Source organism: Erysipelothrix sp. HDW6C, from assembly GCF_011299615.1.
Classification (GTDB): Bacteria; Bacillota_I; Bacilli_A; order Erysipelotrichales; family Erysipelotrichaceae; genus Erysipelothrix.
The window spans coordinates 426,828-443,066 of the sequence record NZ_CP049861.1 but is presented as its reverse complement, the minus strand read 5'-3'; the positions used below and the strand labels follow the sequence as shown (position 1 = coordinate 443,066).

General features: G+C 38.9%; 10 protein-coding genes. 7 read left to right on the top strand and 3 right to left on the bottom strand.

All coding sequences use genetic code 11. The features are described from left to right. The first annotated feature begins 47 nt into the window (after window positions 1-47). From G7062_RS02105 to G7062_RS02090, 4 genes are all read left to right on the top strand, one after another. Complete coding sequence (locus G7062_RS02105) at window positions 48-707, top strand: metal-dependent hydrolase (RefSeq protein WP_166064269.1); 660 nt, start codon at window positions 48-50, stop codon at window positions 705-707. 11 nt (window positions 708-718) lie between these two features. Continuing rightward, window positions 719-1,189, top strand: a complete 471-nt coding sequence (locus G7062_RS02100) for a hypothetical protein (RefSeq protein ID WP_166064268.1) — start codon at window positions 719-721, stop codon at window positions 1,187-1,189. Window positions 1,190-1,314: 125 nt separating this feature from the next. Further along, complete coding sequence (serC, locus tag G7062_RS02095; RefSeq protein WP_166064267.1) at window positions 1,315-2,394, top strand: 3-phosphoserine/phosphohydroxythreonine transaminase; 1,080 nt, start codon at window positions 1,315-1,317, stop codon at window positions 2,392-2,394. A gap of 36 nt (window positions 2,395-2,430) precedes the next feature. Continuing rightward, complete coding sequence (locus G7062_RS02090) at window positions 2,431-2,865, top strand: DUF1307 domain-containing protein (RefSeq protein WP_166064266.1); 435 nt, start codon at window positions 2,431-2,433, stop codon at window positions 2,863-2,865. Window positions 2,866-2,905: 40 nt separating this feature from the next. Here the strand turns inward: G7062_RS02090 and G7062_RS02085 are convergent, their stop codons facing one another. After that, on the bottom strand, window positions 2,906-3,595 hold the full coding sequence (locus tag G7062_RS02085) for a tetratricopeptide repeat protein (protein WP_166064265.1): 690 nt from the start codon (window positions 3,593-3,595) through the stop codon (window positions 2,906-2,908). A 353-nt stretch (window positions 3,596-3,948) separates the two neighbouring features. Between G7062_RS02085 and G7062_RS02080 the strand changes: the two genes are divergently transcribed. The 3 genes from G7062_RS02080 to G7062_RS02070 are packed head-to-tail and all read left to right on the top strand — an operon-like array spanning window position 3,949 to window position 6,585. Next, on the top strand, window positions 3,949-4,623 hold the full coding sequence (locus tag G7062_RS02080) for a response regulator transcription factor (protein ID WP_166064264.1): 675 nt from the start codon (window positions 3,949-3,951) through the stop codon (window positions 4,621-4,623). Next, window positions 4,610-5,971: a sensor histidine kinase KdpD gene (locus tag G7062_RS02075; protein WP_166064263.1), complete on the top strand. Its 1,362-nt coding sequence runs from the start codon at window positions 4,610-4,612 to the stop codon at window positions 5,969-5,971. Before G7062_RS02080 ends, G7062_RS02075 begins: the two co-directional genes overlap by 14 nt. After that, entirely contained in the window at window positions 5,968-6,585 is a 618-nt protein-coding gene (locus G7062_RS02070) for a hypothetical protein (protein ID WP_166064262.1), read from the top strand. The genes G7062_RS02075 and G7062_RS02070 overlap by 4 nt, the downstream gene beginning before the upstream one ends. Window positions 6,586-6,612: 27 nt before the next feature. Here the strand turns inward: G7062_RS02070 and G7062_RS02065 are convergent, their stop codons facing one another. Together G7062_RS02065 and G7062_RS02060 are read right to left on the bottom strand one after the other, a co-directional pair. Next, entirely contained in the window at window positions 6,613-9,321 is a 2,709-nt protein-coding gene (locus G7062_RS02065; protein ID WP_166064261.1) for a hypothetical protein, read from the bottom strand. 211 nt (window positions 9,322-9,532) lie between these two features. Further along, a complete protein-coding gene (locus G7062_RS02060) occupies window positions 9,533-16,231 on the bottom strand; it encodes a DUF11 domain-containing protein (protein WP_166064260.1) in 6,699 nt (2,232 codons plus the stop codon). Window positions 16,232-16,239 lie beyond the last annotated feature (8 nt).

Here is a 16,239-nt window from a genome sequence, read left to right as displayed (position 1 = left end):
CGCAATGCATTCTAACATGTTATAATATATAAAAAGGAGGACGTTTTATGAAATTTTCTTGGCACGGCCATTCCTGTATCTACCTTGAGGCAATGAATGGATGCCGTATTATCATTGATCCCTTTATCATTGGAAATGAACTTTCTGATCTTGATCCGGAATCATTGGATGTTGATTATATCATACTTACGCACGGTCATGCAGACCATGTTGGAGACACCTTAGAAATTGCGAAACGAACTGGTGCTACGGTCATTGCCGTTGCAGAACTTGCTGAGTTTATGGAGAAACGTGGCGCGAAAGCACATGGTATGAATATCGGTGGTCGTTTTGAGTTTGACTTTGGCAGTGTAAAATTTGTTCATGCACAACACAGCTCATCTTACGATGGGTTCTATATGGGCGAACCTGCAGGTATCGTCGTCGACGATGGTTATGCAACAATTTATCATGCCGGCGACACAGCGCTCTACTCCGATATGAGTCTCATCGGCTCTGTTGATGTTGCATTCTTACCTATCGGCGATAACTACACGATGGGAATTGATGATGCATTAAAGGCAGCGCAACGCGTGCCTAGCGAACTCTATGTTCCCATTCACTACAATACATTCCCAGTTATTGAACAAAACCCTTATGAATTTGTAAATCGCCTCGATGGTGAAAATGGGCTTGTTCCTGAAATTGGGGATCTCATTGAAATTTAAAGGAGAATAACATGTTACAAGAACGTTTGAATCGTGTTGTAAACAATCACCAAATGACTTGCGAACACACCAACCACTATATTTACATACTTAAGGGTTTTTCAAAGCTCAAAGACCGATTGAGTGTTCCTGTTGATGCTTTTGATGCCTCACATATTACTCAAAAGAAAAATATGGCAATCACGTATGAAGATGCTTTGAATTTTAAAACTGAAATCATTCATTCTTTGCTTGATAACGCCTATGACCCCTGGGTTGTTGATTTCAATTTCTTTCTTGACGGATACTTGGCAGCAACCGATGCCTATCCGACTGCAATTCCGCTTAATGATGGTTTTCTGGTAACCTATCCACCATTGGATTGGGTACCCGACCGCAAAACATTGTTTGTATTCAATCAGGTCGATCCTTTAAGAGAATTCGGAGTTACAGAGGCACTAGACAATCAGGAACGTTACGAATTATTACAAACATTAGAGTAGGTCTTCCTGCTCTTTTCTATATTCAATGTGAAATATTGCTTAATTTTTGTGTTTTCGAAGAGTTATCATACTTTTTTGGTGGAGAAAATCATATAATAAGTACAATTATATTTGGAGGACATCTTATGAGAGACGTTTATAACTTCTCGGCCGGTCCGGCAACGCTACCCGAGAGTATATTACTACAGTTGCAAGAAGAATTACTAAATTATCAAGGTTTGGGATACTCGATGCTTGAAATGAACCATCGTGCTCCCGAATTCTTTGCGATCATTGATCATGCCAAAGCGACTCTCAAGGAACTCATGCACATTCCTGATAACTACTCTATTGTCTTTCTACAAGGCGGTTCCAGTTTGCAGTTTGCTATGATTCCCATGAACTTTGCGAAAGGGAAACGTGTTGCGTATGTGGATACAGGTTTTTGGTCTGCAAAAGCTATTGAAGAAGCGAAGATATTAAACGACACACTCGTCGTCGCATCGAGCAAAGATGACAATTATCGTTTTACGCCCAAAGGATTTGAGGTTCCTAGCGACTGTGCCTATTTGCATATTACGACAAACTCCACATCAGAAGGTACAATGTTCAAAGAACTCCCTGATACCGGCGGTGTTCCCTTAATCGGTGATGCCTGCTCAAACATTCTAGGTTTTGAATACAATGTTGAAGACTTCGCAATGATTTATGCTGGAGCGCAGAAAAATGCAGGCGTCGCTGGTGTTACAGTCGCCATTATTCGAAACGACATGCTACATGATGTTGAAGGACTTCCACACATTTTAGATTATAAACAACACATCCAAGCTAACTCTGTGTACAACACATCTCCAACTTTTGGGATTTATGTTACCTCACTGGTGTTGGATTGGATTAAACAGGCTGGTGGCGTTGAAGGTATTGCGAAGCGCAATGAATTGAAATCATCTACCCTATATGATTACATCGATGCATCGACGTTCTACCACAATTATGTCGTCGTCGAAGATCGTTCCACAATGAATGTTGTGTTTACTACAGATGATGACCACTTGGACCAAGCATTCATTGATCAAGCATGGGATAAAGGACTCATCAACCTTGCTGGACATCGTAGTGCAAAAGGAATGCGGGTTAGCCTTTATAACGCGATGCCTATGGAAGGTGTCACGGCTTTAATTGATTTCATGGATTCCTTTGCAAAGGAAAATTGCGTAACTCTTTAAATCTTGTTACAATTTGTTTAATACCTTGGAGGAACTATGAAAAAATTACTACCAATTCTTGCATTATTACTCTTCGCCACGGGTTGCGGTTCAAAAGCAACGGTATGTGGCTACACAGATACAACCGACGACATGGATGTTGATATGTCAATCTCTATCAATGCGGATGGTGATGCAATCACCAAGCAAGTCAACACCCTTTCTATCAAGATGGCAACCAAAGAAGCTGCTGATAGTTATGAAGAACACCTTAAAGGCGGTGCCACACTCGATATCCCAGGCTTCTCACAATCCATTAAACGTGATGGGGAGCTTACGGTCATCTCCACGCAATCCCTTGATTTAAAACAAGCATCTCTTGAAGATCTTGTATCAAGTGGTGTCCTTCTCGAAGGAGAAGAAACACTGTCACGCAAAGAAACAATAGACAACCTAAAAGTTCTTGGCTACACATGTGATCCTACAGAATAAAAACAAACGCACATCCTCAGTTATTTGAGTTTGTGCGTTTTTAGTGTAGCTTTATATCCGCCCCATGATGTCCACGCATCATTTCCTTACTGATACGTATAAATGCTTGTATCTCATCATAATAATCGGGGTTGTCCATGACGATTGTTTCGAAGTGTTCCGTTGCAATTTCATAATTTTCAAGCTGAAAAGAAACCACCCCACTGAGAAGGTACCATTCCTCATCGCGATCTTCTGCTGCGATAAGTTCAAGTTGATCGGCAGCACGGTGGTAATTTTCAAAGTTAATGTTTATTTGAATGAGTTTGTATTGTACTTCCAAGCTTCGTGCAACTTTAGGCATGGCATTGATTGTTTGTGCAATGTATTGTTCTTCCATTTTTGTGCGAGCTTCGTCGATGTAAAACAGGGTTGTTGGATTAACAAGCCCCATTTCAATTGCTTGAATGAAGTAGACAAACGATTCCTTATATTGTCTTAATTTAAAGTGAAGTCTCCCAATACTATAATGCCACTCTGGATCTGTTTCACCACAACTTCGCTGTGACTTCAAAATTTCCAACGCTTTATCATAGTCTTTAAGTTGATGGAATGCCCGCGCACGCCGTAAATGAATCGCATAGTCTCGCGATTCATATGGAATATCAGCAATAACACTTAATATCTTTTTATGTTCATTTTGAGCATGGTAAGAATCAAGTTGTTCAATGAGCTTTTGATGGTTTGCCATTTGCGCATATCTCCTCTTATTTATTCTACCGACATAACACTACAAACATGTTGTCTTGTTATCAATCCATTAATTTTTGTTTTGAACATTGATTCCAACGATTTATTCTCTATTTTTACACTTATTAATTCAATAAAACATACGCAACGTTAACACAAATGTTATCTGTTTATGCGGTTTTATGCATACACTCACCTTTAAATCTTATCGTGTTTTATGCATAAATCTTCATACTTATGCAAACGTTATGTGTGCTTTTCGCGTTTTATGACATAAATCAATCAATACAGTACTTCTCGGACTTATGTGCTCAAAATTAGAGTATTATTAAGATAATTAACGGAGGTATCAGAATGTTCAAAATTATGATGATTGAAGACGATCGCGACTATGCAAATTTTTTAAAGGAAAGACTGCTCTTAGAAGGCTATTCAGTTGATGCAGCTCACAGCGCGGCTCAAGGGCTCGAGTATTTGGCGCAAAATAAATACGACCTCCTTATCTCTGATTTACACTTGGACGTCTTAAACGGCATTCGCTTGGCAGCAACCGCAAAAAAAATGAACCCTCGTATCAAAACGGTGATTCTTACGGCAAAACCAAGTGACGATTCGGAACTTGAATCAGTTACTTTAAATGTCGACATGTATCTTGAGAAAAATAAGAGTATCAAATTAATTCTTATCTATATTGCACAACTTCTTGAGTCACAAAACGATTCGCAACGCGACATAATCCTTACATCTTCTGTCGAAAATTTAGAAATGAATGTACGCGCACGTACTGTACTGAAAGATGATACACCTCAAGACCTTACGCCAATTGAATTTGCAATTGTACAGTTTTTCTTAGAGAACAAAAATATTGTGATGTCACGCGATGAAATCATTCAAAATGTATGGGGAAATGATTCTTTGGAAGATGAACGGAAGGTAGATGTCCATATCCGTAATTTAAGAGCGAAGTTAGATATCTTCTCAATCTTTACAGTCCGCGGTATTGGATACAAGTGGAATGAACAAGAATAGACTTACCTTTCTTCGCTTTGGGATTTATGTTTCATATCTCATGATTGCGGCAGTCTTCATCATTCGAATATCCAGTTTCCCCTCAGACTACCGTAATCATGAACTTAGCAGTGTTGAAAATATCGAAAATGAGATATCTTCTATTGTACTCGCCGATCCAAATGATATTGCTGCTTACAAGGACCTTGTAGCAAATAACAATATTGATTTAGTGATTCTCAATGGTGATACACCGGTATTTACTTCTGTACCCTTTACAACCATTGCCGACTTTAATCGCTCAACCAACCCAAAATCTGTTCTGATGTCATCATCAGGAACACTTACTTCATCTGGTATTGACTATCAGATTCTTTTGAAGGTTCACCAAATTCCAGATGATGCATACTTTAAACCGTTCCTTCTCAATCAGTTATACTTGTTGGTTGGTGCCGTTGCTTTATTGATGGTTGGAATCTTTATTATGTTCAATACGTTTGTTCCATCGCTTCAACGAATTCGCGAATCCGTAAACCGTTTGAAACATTATCAATTCGATGCGCTACCCTCGGAAGGTGACGTAATTCTTGAGGATCTCCATCAAATTGGATCTCAATTAACTGACAACTTCGATGCAGTATCACAAAAATATACTGAATTAGAAGTTGAACTTAAGGTTAGCGAGCAACGTCTTCAAAATAGTATGACTGTCGCGCGAACCTTCATTCATGATTTGAAAACTCCCATTCATTATGCGATTATGAAAAACGAAATCGCATTGGATGATATTTCTGATAATCCTGAAGCAATCCATGTACTTACAAAAAACATACTCCACGATCAGTCCCTTATGAATCGCATTAACGATGTGCTAAAGTTACTCGCCACTGATTATGATGCTATTGTGGAAAATCGTGAGGTCTTTAATCTCTCGGCAGTTACAGATTCAATACTGCAATATTTCTCAAAGGAGTTTCGCCTAAAGCGAATTAATATGGAATTGGACTATGATTCAGAAGTTCTAATTAACGCAAGTGTTGTGACATTTCAACTACTCATCCATAACTTAATCTCTAATCTTCTCCAATATGCAATTACCGATTCAACGGTTTCCATAACACTCTACGAAGAAGACGGCTATGTTACCATGTGTTACAGAAATGAGAGCAGTCCGGAAAATATATTGCGAATGCAGCAATCTGAACAGATTTTTAATGTCATTGGAAATAACGATAACCGCTATAGCAGTGGAAATGGCTTGTTCCTGATTAAAGATTTGACACGCATGTTAGATGGAACTTACAGTCTTGATGTTCACGAAGCGAAAGTCTCTACAATTATTTCATTCCCTCAAGGAATTTCAATATGAAACGTTTGATGGTTATTTTACTTCTCCTCGCTTCTTTCTTACCCATTCATGCTGATATCGAAGTTTGGGAAGGCAATATCACGGATATTCAAGAACCCGGAACCTATTATGTAAAAGTCTCTACAACCAACAGCGATGGTGAACTCGTCTCAACTTTGGTAAAAACAGTTATCACTTCGGATAATACTATTATCATTGCAAACGAAGCCATTGATGCCCATGATTTTCAAGTAGGTATCGGCGAAGTCAGTTCAATGGGAATTGATGCAATCATCCGTAAGTCGAAAGCAAAGGCATGGAATGTAGAGACTGGAGCACGCATTCCCATCAGTCAAATGACAATCAATCGCGAGTCTACATCAAGCTATGCGATTACACTGGCAACCGATTCACAACTGTCCATCACGATTCGTGCCATTGAAAAAGAAGATACCCCTATTACATGGGATACCCTCGATTTTCGTCCTCAAGAGTTTAAGAACATTTCCAACAGGTATGTTCAGCTCTCCATCCTCCTTGTTTTCTTGTTTCCACTCGTTCTCTTGATGATTGCACATACTGGCTTTTCACGAAAAGTACGACAAGCAAATGAAGTATTGTTTAAAAGAAAATAGCGATTGAAGTCATGTAGATTTCAATCGCTATTTTTCAACATACCCGCGTACCCATGGGTCAATAATGATATCATGAATCATTTGTTCACCAACCAAACGCAATGTCGCTTTTGACACAAACTTTGAATTTAAACTTCCGTCTTCAACAGCGGATCTAAACTCATCCAATGTAAAATAGACATCACTCGATTTCAATTCAGGATTACTATGGTTTGTATCATATACGATAACATTATTACGTATTGCACCCCGTGCTTGCAATCGAATCATACCGAGGGTTGCATCTGTTTTGATGACATCAATATCTTCGACTGTTGTAATAGTTTGATTGTTGATATCACTCAAGTCCCATGCTTCGGCTCGCACAAGTTCAAGAATTTCTTCATCACTTAGCGATGAAACATCAAGTGTCGTTACACCATCATTCGAATTCAGTGCAATGGTTCGCTCCTCATTAAGTGCATCAAATACGTAAACGTAAACATTAATTTGTGATGTATAGCGTTCGTATCGGGCTTCGATACTTAATCGTATGGGTTGAGCCTTGGGTATCTTGCTTTGATTGATTAGCTCCCACCCAACCAGCGTTACGGATGTCGCATCAGCGCCCGAATAGTTGTCAACAGCGGTTGCGTTCATAAGTTTTAGAACGTTCTCAGCATCAAGTGAATAAGCCTCATCAAATGTAATCGCAATATTGTTGGCCGCAATTGAAATTCGATTGTCGTAAATTGTTGTTGGGACATTAATTTGTGTTCCTCGTTCTGTTGCAAAACGTGTTTGCATCGATCCAACTGCTTGAGGTATATTTGATACCATTGTTATCTTTCGTGACGCAATTTGTGTCATCGTTTGTGTATCCCACGCTTCAACCTCACTTAAATATTTTAACGTGTAGCTGTTAACATGGCCAAGAATAAGCGAAATCGGCTGCGCATTCATGCCTTCTTGATTTGCTTCATCGTATACATCAAAGAGATTCGCTGTGACGGTTGTATGAAGTAGTCCGTTTGATATTGTAACTTGCTGATTGTTTCCCTTAGTCTTGAGCTCTGTTACCGAGAGATTCAATTTCATGGGTTTTTTTGTCGCCAAATCATACACATCTGCTCGTGCTTTTGCCTGTATCTTAGCGACATTGTCTACTTCATCTACACTTGCATTGAACCCATGCGCTAACAATCCCTGATTGGCATTAATATCATTGTAAACATCTGCATTTATTGCCAACATTGTATCGTATCCTGCAATAGTTATATTTATTTTTTGGTTTAATCCAACATCCAATTTGTCCGTATCGATGCGGATTTTTCGTGTCAATATGGTTTCATTGCTTGGTAAGATGTACGCACTCAGATTCATACGATCAACTATACCAGCTTTGCTTGTAACATCCTCAACTTTTGCTACAATATCGTTTCCGATTACTCCGATACTATTTTCACGGTCAAGTGCTGTGTAAATATGTGTCATCATAAAGATATTCTGCAATTTCCCATTAATAACTAGTTGCGTCTCTTGATTAATTCCGACCCCTTGTGGAAGTATGAAATCATATGTATTTGAAGTTTCAATACCAGTATTTAATGCATACGTTTTGACTGCGAAGGAACCCGATACTAATGTTTTGTTCTTAAGGTCAGAATCGCTTAAATATGCACTTTCATAAGTAATCCCCCTATTCTGTTGTGGATCAATCGTATTAAAGAGCCCTGCCTGAATATCCAGTGTAAGATCACACGATCTCAACCGAATTGTATTTATACCAGGATTGAGTGATGCGCTATTATCAACCGTTACTTTACAGGCCTGACTGTTCTCACTCAATTGAAATGATTTCGCATCTGATAAACGGAGAATATCATCAGCGGTTTTTACTTCACCAATGATTGCATTAAAATCATGTGCAGAAATCCCCTTTTGCGAATCGGCGACATCAAAAACATCTGCGTACAAATTAAACACTTCATTCTGTTCATTTATTGTCATTGGTATGGTTTGATTGAGTCCTGTTTCAAGAGGGATTTTTGCTGAGTAGGTCAATCTATCTGTAATATTCTCTCCATTTCTATAAACGGAAACACTGGCATGTGTAATCAAATCATCCACTGACTTGATATCTTTTTGTTGCGTTTTAAATGCCTTTGACATGATTCCCAAATCACCAACCATTGTGTCATAAATATCAACACTGATATTAGCAGAGATCGTAGTTTGAGGCACTTCAAAAATAACAGAACGGTTAAGCCCGCTTGTGTACGTATCGCGTTTCAGAGTTACCTCTGTATGGTTGGTAATATTTTGTCGGGTGGCAATATCATAAATAACGACATGACCACGGTTTAGAATTGTCTTTTTATCTTGAAAATCACTGATCGTTGCATCAAAAGAAACAGCGTTCAATCCAATATTTTTTAGCTTATCAAGACTATCATATACATAGATCGGTAGTGTTTGTGATATTTCATTTTGAGTGTATTCAATAGCAATGGGTTCGTGGATACTTTGTTTGAGTCCATTAAGGGCTGCCACTGAAGTCTGAATAGATACATCATGTTTATAGTCATTATTTTTTGACTTAATTGTCTTGATGAGTGATGCCTCTGTTATTGCTTGTGCTTCTTTAAGCGTAATATTCAAGTGTTCCGTTTCGACTTCTTGTGCCGCGATCGGTGCAACCATTAGGAAAGAGCAAAACACAAATAGTGTTAATGTTAGGATTATTTTCTTTTTCATGCTTTGCTTCCTTCCTAATGGCAAATACCTCGAGTGAGTTTCACGAGGTATTTAACCATTGCTTCATTGTAATTGTAACATACCACTTTTCTATTTTTGGACACTGTCTACGATAGTTTCAGTCTTCAAATTTATGTGAGCGATACAAGACAATTATTTCGTCGAAGATTCGAGTCTTCGCGATGGATTCAAGCGTTTCGAGATGACGCTTTTAGTGAGCAAAATTTGATTCTTTTTTCTTTCGCTTCTCGAGCACTTTTGTGAGTGCGATGACGAGAATACCAAGACCAGTAATCATTAAGCCACTGTAATCGTTACCGATACCTGTGGAAGGCAATACTGGAGATGTTGGGCTTGCTACATTATGAGTTACTTCATTTGTTGATCGGAATGCTTCTTCCGTTTCAAGTTTCGCAAACGCCGTATTTCTAATTGTTGCTGCATTACGGTTTTCAAGTTTATTGACGATTACTTTAAAGCTAACCGTCGCTGTCTCTCCTGGAGCAATTTCCGAGATAGTCCAGTTGAGTGTATTTCCACTTTCATCAACCTTCGCATTTACATCACTCGATGTTGCACTTCCTTGAACATATGTTGTAAATTCAGGAATCGCATCTTGGACCATCATGTTTTGTAAACGACTTGTTCCTGTGTTCTTAACACGGATTGTGTAGGTGATTTCATCACCTTCTTTAACGGTTGAACCACTCATTGGATTACTTTCTTTACTGATAACATAACCCGTATTCATAAAGTGTTCAACTTCGTTTGTTGGAATTTCTGGCTCATCTGGTAAGTGTGTATAGGCAACGTTGCTAATTGTCACATCACCTGGTTTTTCAATCACTTTTACTCTGAATGTTACGGAAACCGTATCACCAGATGTAATCTCACTGAATGTCCATCGTAATTCATTGTTATTCTCAGTCATTGTTGTATTCGCGATATCACTTGAAGTCATCGAATTTGCAACAAGTTCAGTTCCAGCTGGGACAGCATCTTTGACGATGAAGTCACGCAAGCTTTCGTGCTCAGTATTTGTAATTGAAATTGTATAAGTAATAATATCGTTAGCGCTGACGATTGATCCACTAACAGGATCACTCGTTTTAACAGTTGTATAGGCTGCTTTTTGAGAATGTGTCACTGTATTCGTTTCAACAAAGTCGATTTCTGTTTCCAATTTGCCAGCGGCGGTGTTTTCGAGAACACGTTCGCCTGTATAGGTTAATGTATCGACGATGACATCAAATGTCACAATTGCCGTTTCACCGGTTTTAATACCACTGACGACCCACTCTAGTGTTTCGCCTTCTGTAGTCACAGCTGAGTGTGTTGATGTCATGCTTCCTGGAACAAACGTTGTATGTTCGGGAATGTTATCCTGAACAATAAAGTTATTCAAGGTTTCAAATTCAGTATTCTCGATTGCAATACTATATGTAACTGTATCGCCACCATTGACACGTGTTCCGTCCACTGGGAGGCTTGACTTTGTAATGTCATAACCAACCTTTTGACTGTGTTCAACTTCTGGTGAAGGTACTTTCGGTTCATCTGGGAGCCCAGCATAAGCAGTATTTTTTATGCTTGATTCTGTATTGCTTCCCAATTCATTGACGCTTACTTGGAAGCTTACGACAACAATTTCACCTTTATCTAAATCATTGATTGTCCATGTGAATGGCGTTGTTGAATCATCCGCAATGACATTAAAGCCAGGTGTGAATGATATCGAGCCATCAACGTAGGTTGTATTTTCAGGAACACTATCCGTGACTTCGAGATCTTGGAGTGTATCGTTTCCTGTATTTTCAATCGTAATTGAATAGGTAATAATATCACCTGCAGTAACGAGTGAGTGTGTCACTGGATTACTGCTCTTATTGATTGTATATGAAGCCTGTTGTTTGTGTTCGACTTCATTTGTCGGCGTAGGTTCATCTTCTTTTGGAAGTTTTACTTCAGCCGTATTCTTAATTGCTTTATCGCCTACCTTACGCATTGGGTCAACTTTGACTTCAAAGGTAACGTATGCTGTTTCATTCGCTTTAATTTCTGCAATCACCCACTCAAGTGCCACGGCACTTTCTGTTGTTGTGGCCGAATGCGTCGATGTCATGCTTCCTGAAACATATGTTGTACCTTCAGGAATGAAGTCATTGACTAATACATCCTTTAGGGTTTCAAACTTCGTATTTTTTACTTCAATTGTATAGGTAATTGTATCGCCACCATTCACCATTGTGATAGTTTCCGGTGTTGTTGCAGGATTGCTTGATTTTTTAATTTCATAACCAAGTTCTTGCTTGTGTTCAATTTCATTTCCTGGAACTTCAGGTTCACCAGGAAGTTTCGTAATTGCAGCATTCTTAATGCTACGCTCACCTTCTAATTCTAAGTCGTTCACAGTTACAGTAAACCATACTTCAACCGTTTCTCCTGAAGCAAGATTGTTAATAGTCCACGCTTTCGTAGTACTACTGTCATCAAATGTTACATCGTATCCTGGTGTGAATCCAATTGAGCCAACTTCATAAGTCGTAAACTCAGGAATTGTATCGATTATCTTCAGATCTTGAAGAGTTTCGTTTCCTGTGTTTTCAACGGTAATGATGTACTTGATCTTTTGTCCACCTGTAACATTTGCAATGTTTGTAGGCGTTGAGACTGGGTCACTTGATTTTACCGATGTATACGATGTTTGTTGCGTATGCTTAATTTCATTACTTGGCTCAAAGTCAGGTGCTGTTGGTATTTTTGCATAGGCAATATTGATAATCTCTTTATCACCTTGCGTTTCCATTGGGTCTACTGTTACTTGGAACGTAACAGTACCACGATCGCCTGCTGGAATATCACTGATAACCCAACTTAGCTCGGTGCCCTCATTCATTTCCACAACAGTATGTGATCCTGTCATTGATCCGCTTACGAACGTTGTTCCTACTGGAACTTCATCCTTAATAAGTACATTTTTCAATGTCTCATTTCCCGTATTCTCAACTTCAATTGTATAGGTAATCGTATCACCATTGTCTACCATTGATGGTAGTGGGTTACTTGATTTATGCAATACATAGCTGAGATCTTGAGTGTGTTCTACTTCATTTGTATCCGTTGGTGTTTCCTTTGGTAAGTTAATTTGACCAACGTTTGAGATTGTACGTTCGCTGATAGTGTCGAGATCATCAACAATAACAACAAATTCTAACACTACAACCTCGTTTTTCGCTAAATCATTTATTGTCCATTTCAATGTTTCACTTGAATCATCAATTGTTACATCAAATCCTGATGTAAATGTCATTGATCCGGATTTATAGCGTGTAAATTCTGGAATCATATCTGTTACAACAAGGTCTTGAAGTGTTTCATTACCTTCGTTCTTAACAGTTAGGTAGTATGTGATTTCATCGCCACCAGTTACGGCTTGTGATGTAGGATCACTTGATTTTACAATACTGTATTCCGCTTGTTGTTTATGTGTTACAGGGTTTGTTGGGACTTCGGGAAGGTCTTCCATGTTATGGTAGGCCGTATTCGTAATCTCATTCTCTCCCTGTGCTTCAAGCGCAAGTACTTCAACTTTGAACGAAACTGTTGTAGACGTTCCGGCTGGAACTTCTTCAATAATCCAATCCATTTCTGTTTTAGCACTGTTGACAGTTTTTGTTCCATTAAGATCCATAGCAATTGACCCATCAACATAACGTGTCCCCGAAGGAACCACATCACGAACATGGAAGTTACGCAATGTTTCTTTTGTACTATTGTTTGCAATTGTAATGGTATATTCAAGGATATCGCTGTTGTCGACAAGTGCCCCTTCAGTTACATTACTGCTTTTCTCAACAGCATAATCTAATTGTTGTTTATGGACCACTGTATTTGTTTCTTGTGGGTCTTGTGTTCCAACTTTAACACTCGCTGTATTTTCAATACTGCGTCCATCAACATCAAGTCTTGGCATGACATCTACAATGACTGTAAATGTGGCCAACGCCTTGTGTCCAGGTTTAATTTCTGCGATTGTCCATCGAAGATTGTTGCCACTCACACTTGAGGTTGTACCATCAATACTTGATGAGACACCATCTGTAACTGTAATGGCAATTGAGCCATTCTTGTATTTTGTAAAGGCAGGGATAACATCCTCAACGACAATGTCGCGTATTGATTCTGTATTTGTATTGTTGACTTCGACGGTATAGGTAATTTCTTGTTTACCATCCACTGTTTCAATGTCACCAACTGCATTTGGAGATGCAGGGTCTGCGTATTTCTTGATTTCAAAGCCATAGTTTTGATGATGTTCAACCGTATTAGTTGGTTCTTCATCTTGATCAGGCAATTTGCTATAAGCAGTATTCTCAATGGTTACTGATTCAGGGTTGTTGAGCGGATCAACGATAACATCGAAGCTAAGCGTTAATTTCTCACCCTTCTTCAAACCATCAATTGTCCATTTTAGTGTTGATGTTGTATCATCAACAGCTACAGTTACAGGTGAACCTGCTTGTTTCAAGTAATCAATCGTTCCTACCTTATACTTTGTATGGGTTGGAATTGCATCAGTTACAACAAGATCACGTAATGTTTCTTCACCTTGGTTTTCAACAACCATTTGGTAACGAATCACGCTGCCACCATTTACAGAAGATCCATCGACTGGACTTGCTGATTTAGTGACCTTGTAAGCTGCTTGTTGTTTGTGTTCGATTGTTTCAGTTGGCGTCTCATCCACCTCTTCAGGAAGTTTCACAAACGCCGTATTTTCAATCACACGATCATCATCACCTGTGACATCACGCATTGGGTTTACGTTTACAGTAAATGTTACCGTTGCGGTTTCACCCGCAGGAATTGCTTCAATAACCCATTTAATTTCCGTTCCAGATGTTGTGTCTTGTGTAATTGTTGCACTGTGACTTGAAGTAATGCTGTTTTCTTTCAATGTTGTATTGTTTGGTACTTTATCCGTCACGACAATATCTCGTAGCGTTTCATGTCCTTTATTCTCAACAGTGATTGTATATGTGATTGGTTGGTTACCATCAACATAACCTTCAGCGACATCACTTGTCTTGTGTGCCTCATACGCTAAATCTTGTGTATGTGTTATTTCATTTGTATCTCTTGGTGCATCTGTTGGTAAGTGATAGACAGCACTGTTTGTAAATTCAGTGACGCCTGGAACATTGAGTTCATCTACAATTACGCGGAATTTCAATGTAATTGTCTCACCAGCTTCGAGACCATTGACTATCCATGACACACGTCCATTACCCGTATCACCTGCGGTTGAATCAAAGGTTCCACCATTTGTTGGGAATCCTGCTTCATTTGCAAACGTTGTGAATTCTGGAATGTCATCATAGACATTAAGGTTTTCGAGTGTTTCATGACCATCATTTGTTAGTGTCAATGTATACTCGATCACAGCATTACCATCAACAATATTTGCTGTATCATCAACAGATCCACTGATTACTTCAGCGGATTTAACCATTGAGTATTCTGATGCTTGTTTATGCGTAATTGTATTGGTATCTTTGTGTTCAATATCACTTGGTAGTTTGTATTGTGCTGTATTGATAATGTCACGGTTTCCTGTGTAGGTTAACACATTGACGCGAACATCAAATTTCAATGTAACACTCTTACCACCTTCAAGCTCTTCAATAGTCCATTTTACACGATCATTAACAGTATCATGTGAACCTGCAACTGAAATGTCACCGGTTGATGTTATGTTACCCTCAAATGTCGTATTTTCAGGAATGTTATCGAGAACTTCTAAATTTCTTATGCTTTCAGACCCATTGTTTGTGACAACAATGGAGTATGTAATAATATCGTTACCGCTGACCATTTCACCATCCACTTGTGGATCGGGATTGCTTTCTTTGACCACGGTGTAGTTCATGCTTTGCTCATGTTCCGTTTCGTTTGAATCTTTAGGAACATCTTGTTCAGGAAGTTGTGCATGTGCCATGTTCTTAATGGATGTTGTTCCATTCACATTTAAGTTGTTTACAGTAACTGTAAATCTTAACGTGACGGATTCACCCGCAGCCAAGTCACTAACATTCCACGTAATCGTATCTCCTGTTTTACTTGATGTAACCGTACCACTTCCTTCGATTGCAAGAATCTCTTTGAATGTTGTAAATTCCGGTATATCATCTGTTACAGAAAGATCCTTGAGTGTTTCCTGTCCGTCGTTGGTTAATGTGAGACGGTATTCAATCACATCACCACCGTTAACGACACCATTTCCCTCGACATCGCCCACTTTACTGGATTTTACGATTGAGTACTCTGCATCTTGTGTATGTGTAATTGTTTCTGTTTCTTTTTCATCGGTTGGATCATCACTCGCCAAACGGTATGTCGCCGTATTAACGATGGTCTCCGTACCAACATCTTTCATTGGTTTAACCTTAACTTTGAGTATTAGCGTTACAGGTTCATCAACAGTTACGCCGTTGACTACCCATTGAACGTGCGTATCATAAACTGTTTGCTCACTCAATGTATTACTTACTGTCGCTTCAAGAACTTCAACATGGTTTGGAATTGGATCGTTTACAATCACGCCATTCAACGTCTCATGTCCTGTGTTTGTTACTGTAATTGTATAGGTAATAATATCATCACCATCTACCACAGTATTGTTTGTGACATCACTTGTCTTATGGACTTCATAGGATAGTTTTTGTTCATGTGTTACTGTGTTTGATTCTTTCTCTTTTGTATCATCCGGAAGTTTTGCAGTTGCAGTGTTCTCGATTAAACGATCATCTTCAACTTCAAGTGCTTTAATCTTCACTTGGAACGATACATCAATACTTTCTCCAGCAGCAAGACCATTTACAATCCATTGTGGGCTGTCGTTGACCAACATCTCATTGA

Excerpts from the sequence above, each read along its gene's own strand:
- G7062_RS02105 (WP_166064269.1), top strand. The coding sequence starts at position 48 with ATGAAATTTTCTTGGCACGGCCATTCCTGTATCTACCTTGAGGCAATG.
- G7062_RS02100 (WP_166064268.1), top strand. The coding sequence starts at position 719 with ATGTTACAAGAACGTTTGAATCGTGTTGTAAACAATCACCAAATGACT.
- serC (WP_166064267.1), top strand. The coding sequence starts at position 1,315 with ATGAGAGACGTTTATAACTTCTCGGCCGGTCCGGCAACGCTACCCGAG.
- G7062_RS02090 (WP_166064266.1), top strand. The coding sequence starts at position 2,431 with ATGAAAAAATTACTACCAATTCTTGCATTATTACTCTTCGCCACGGGT.
- G7062_RS02085 (WP_166064265.1), bottom strand. The coding sequence starts at position 3,595 with ATGGCAAACCATCAAAAGCTCATTGAACAACTTGATTCTTACCATGCT.
- G7062_RS02080 (WP_166064264.1), top strand. The coding sequence starts at position 3,949 with ATGTTCAAAATTATGATGATTGAAGACGATCGCGACTATGCAAATTTT.
- G7062_RS02075 (WP_166064263.1), top strand. The coding sequence starts at position 4,610 with ATGAACAAGAATAGACTTACCTTTCTTCGCTTTGGGATTTATGTTTCA.
- G7062_RS02070 (WP_166064262.1), top strand. The coding sequence starts at position 5,968 with ATGAAACGTTTGATGGTTATTTTACTTCTCCTCGCTTCTTTCTTACCC.
- G7062_RS02065 (WP_166064261.1), bottom strand. The coding sequence starts at position 9,321 with ATGAAAAAGAAAATAATCCTAACATTAACACTATTTGTGTTTTGCTCT.
- G7062_RS02060 (WP_166064260.1), bottom strand. The coding sequence starts at position 16,231 with ATGTTGGTCAACGACAGCCCACAATGGATTGTAAATGGTCTTGCTGCT.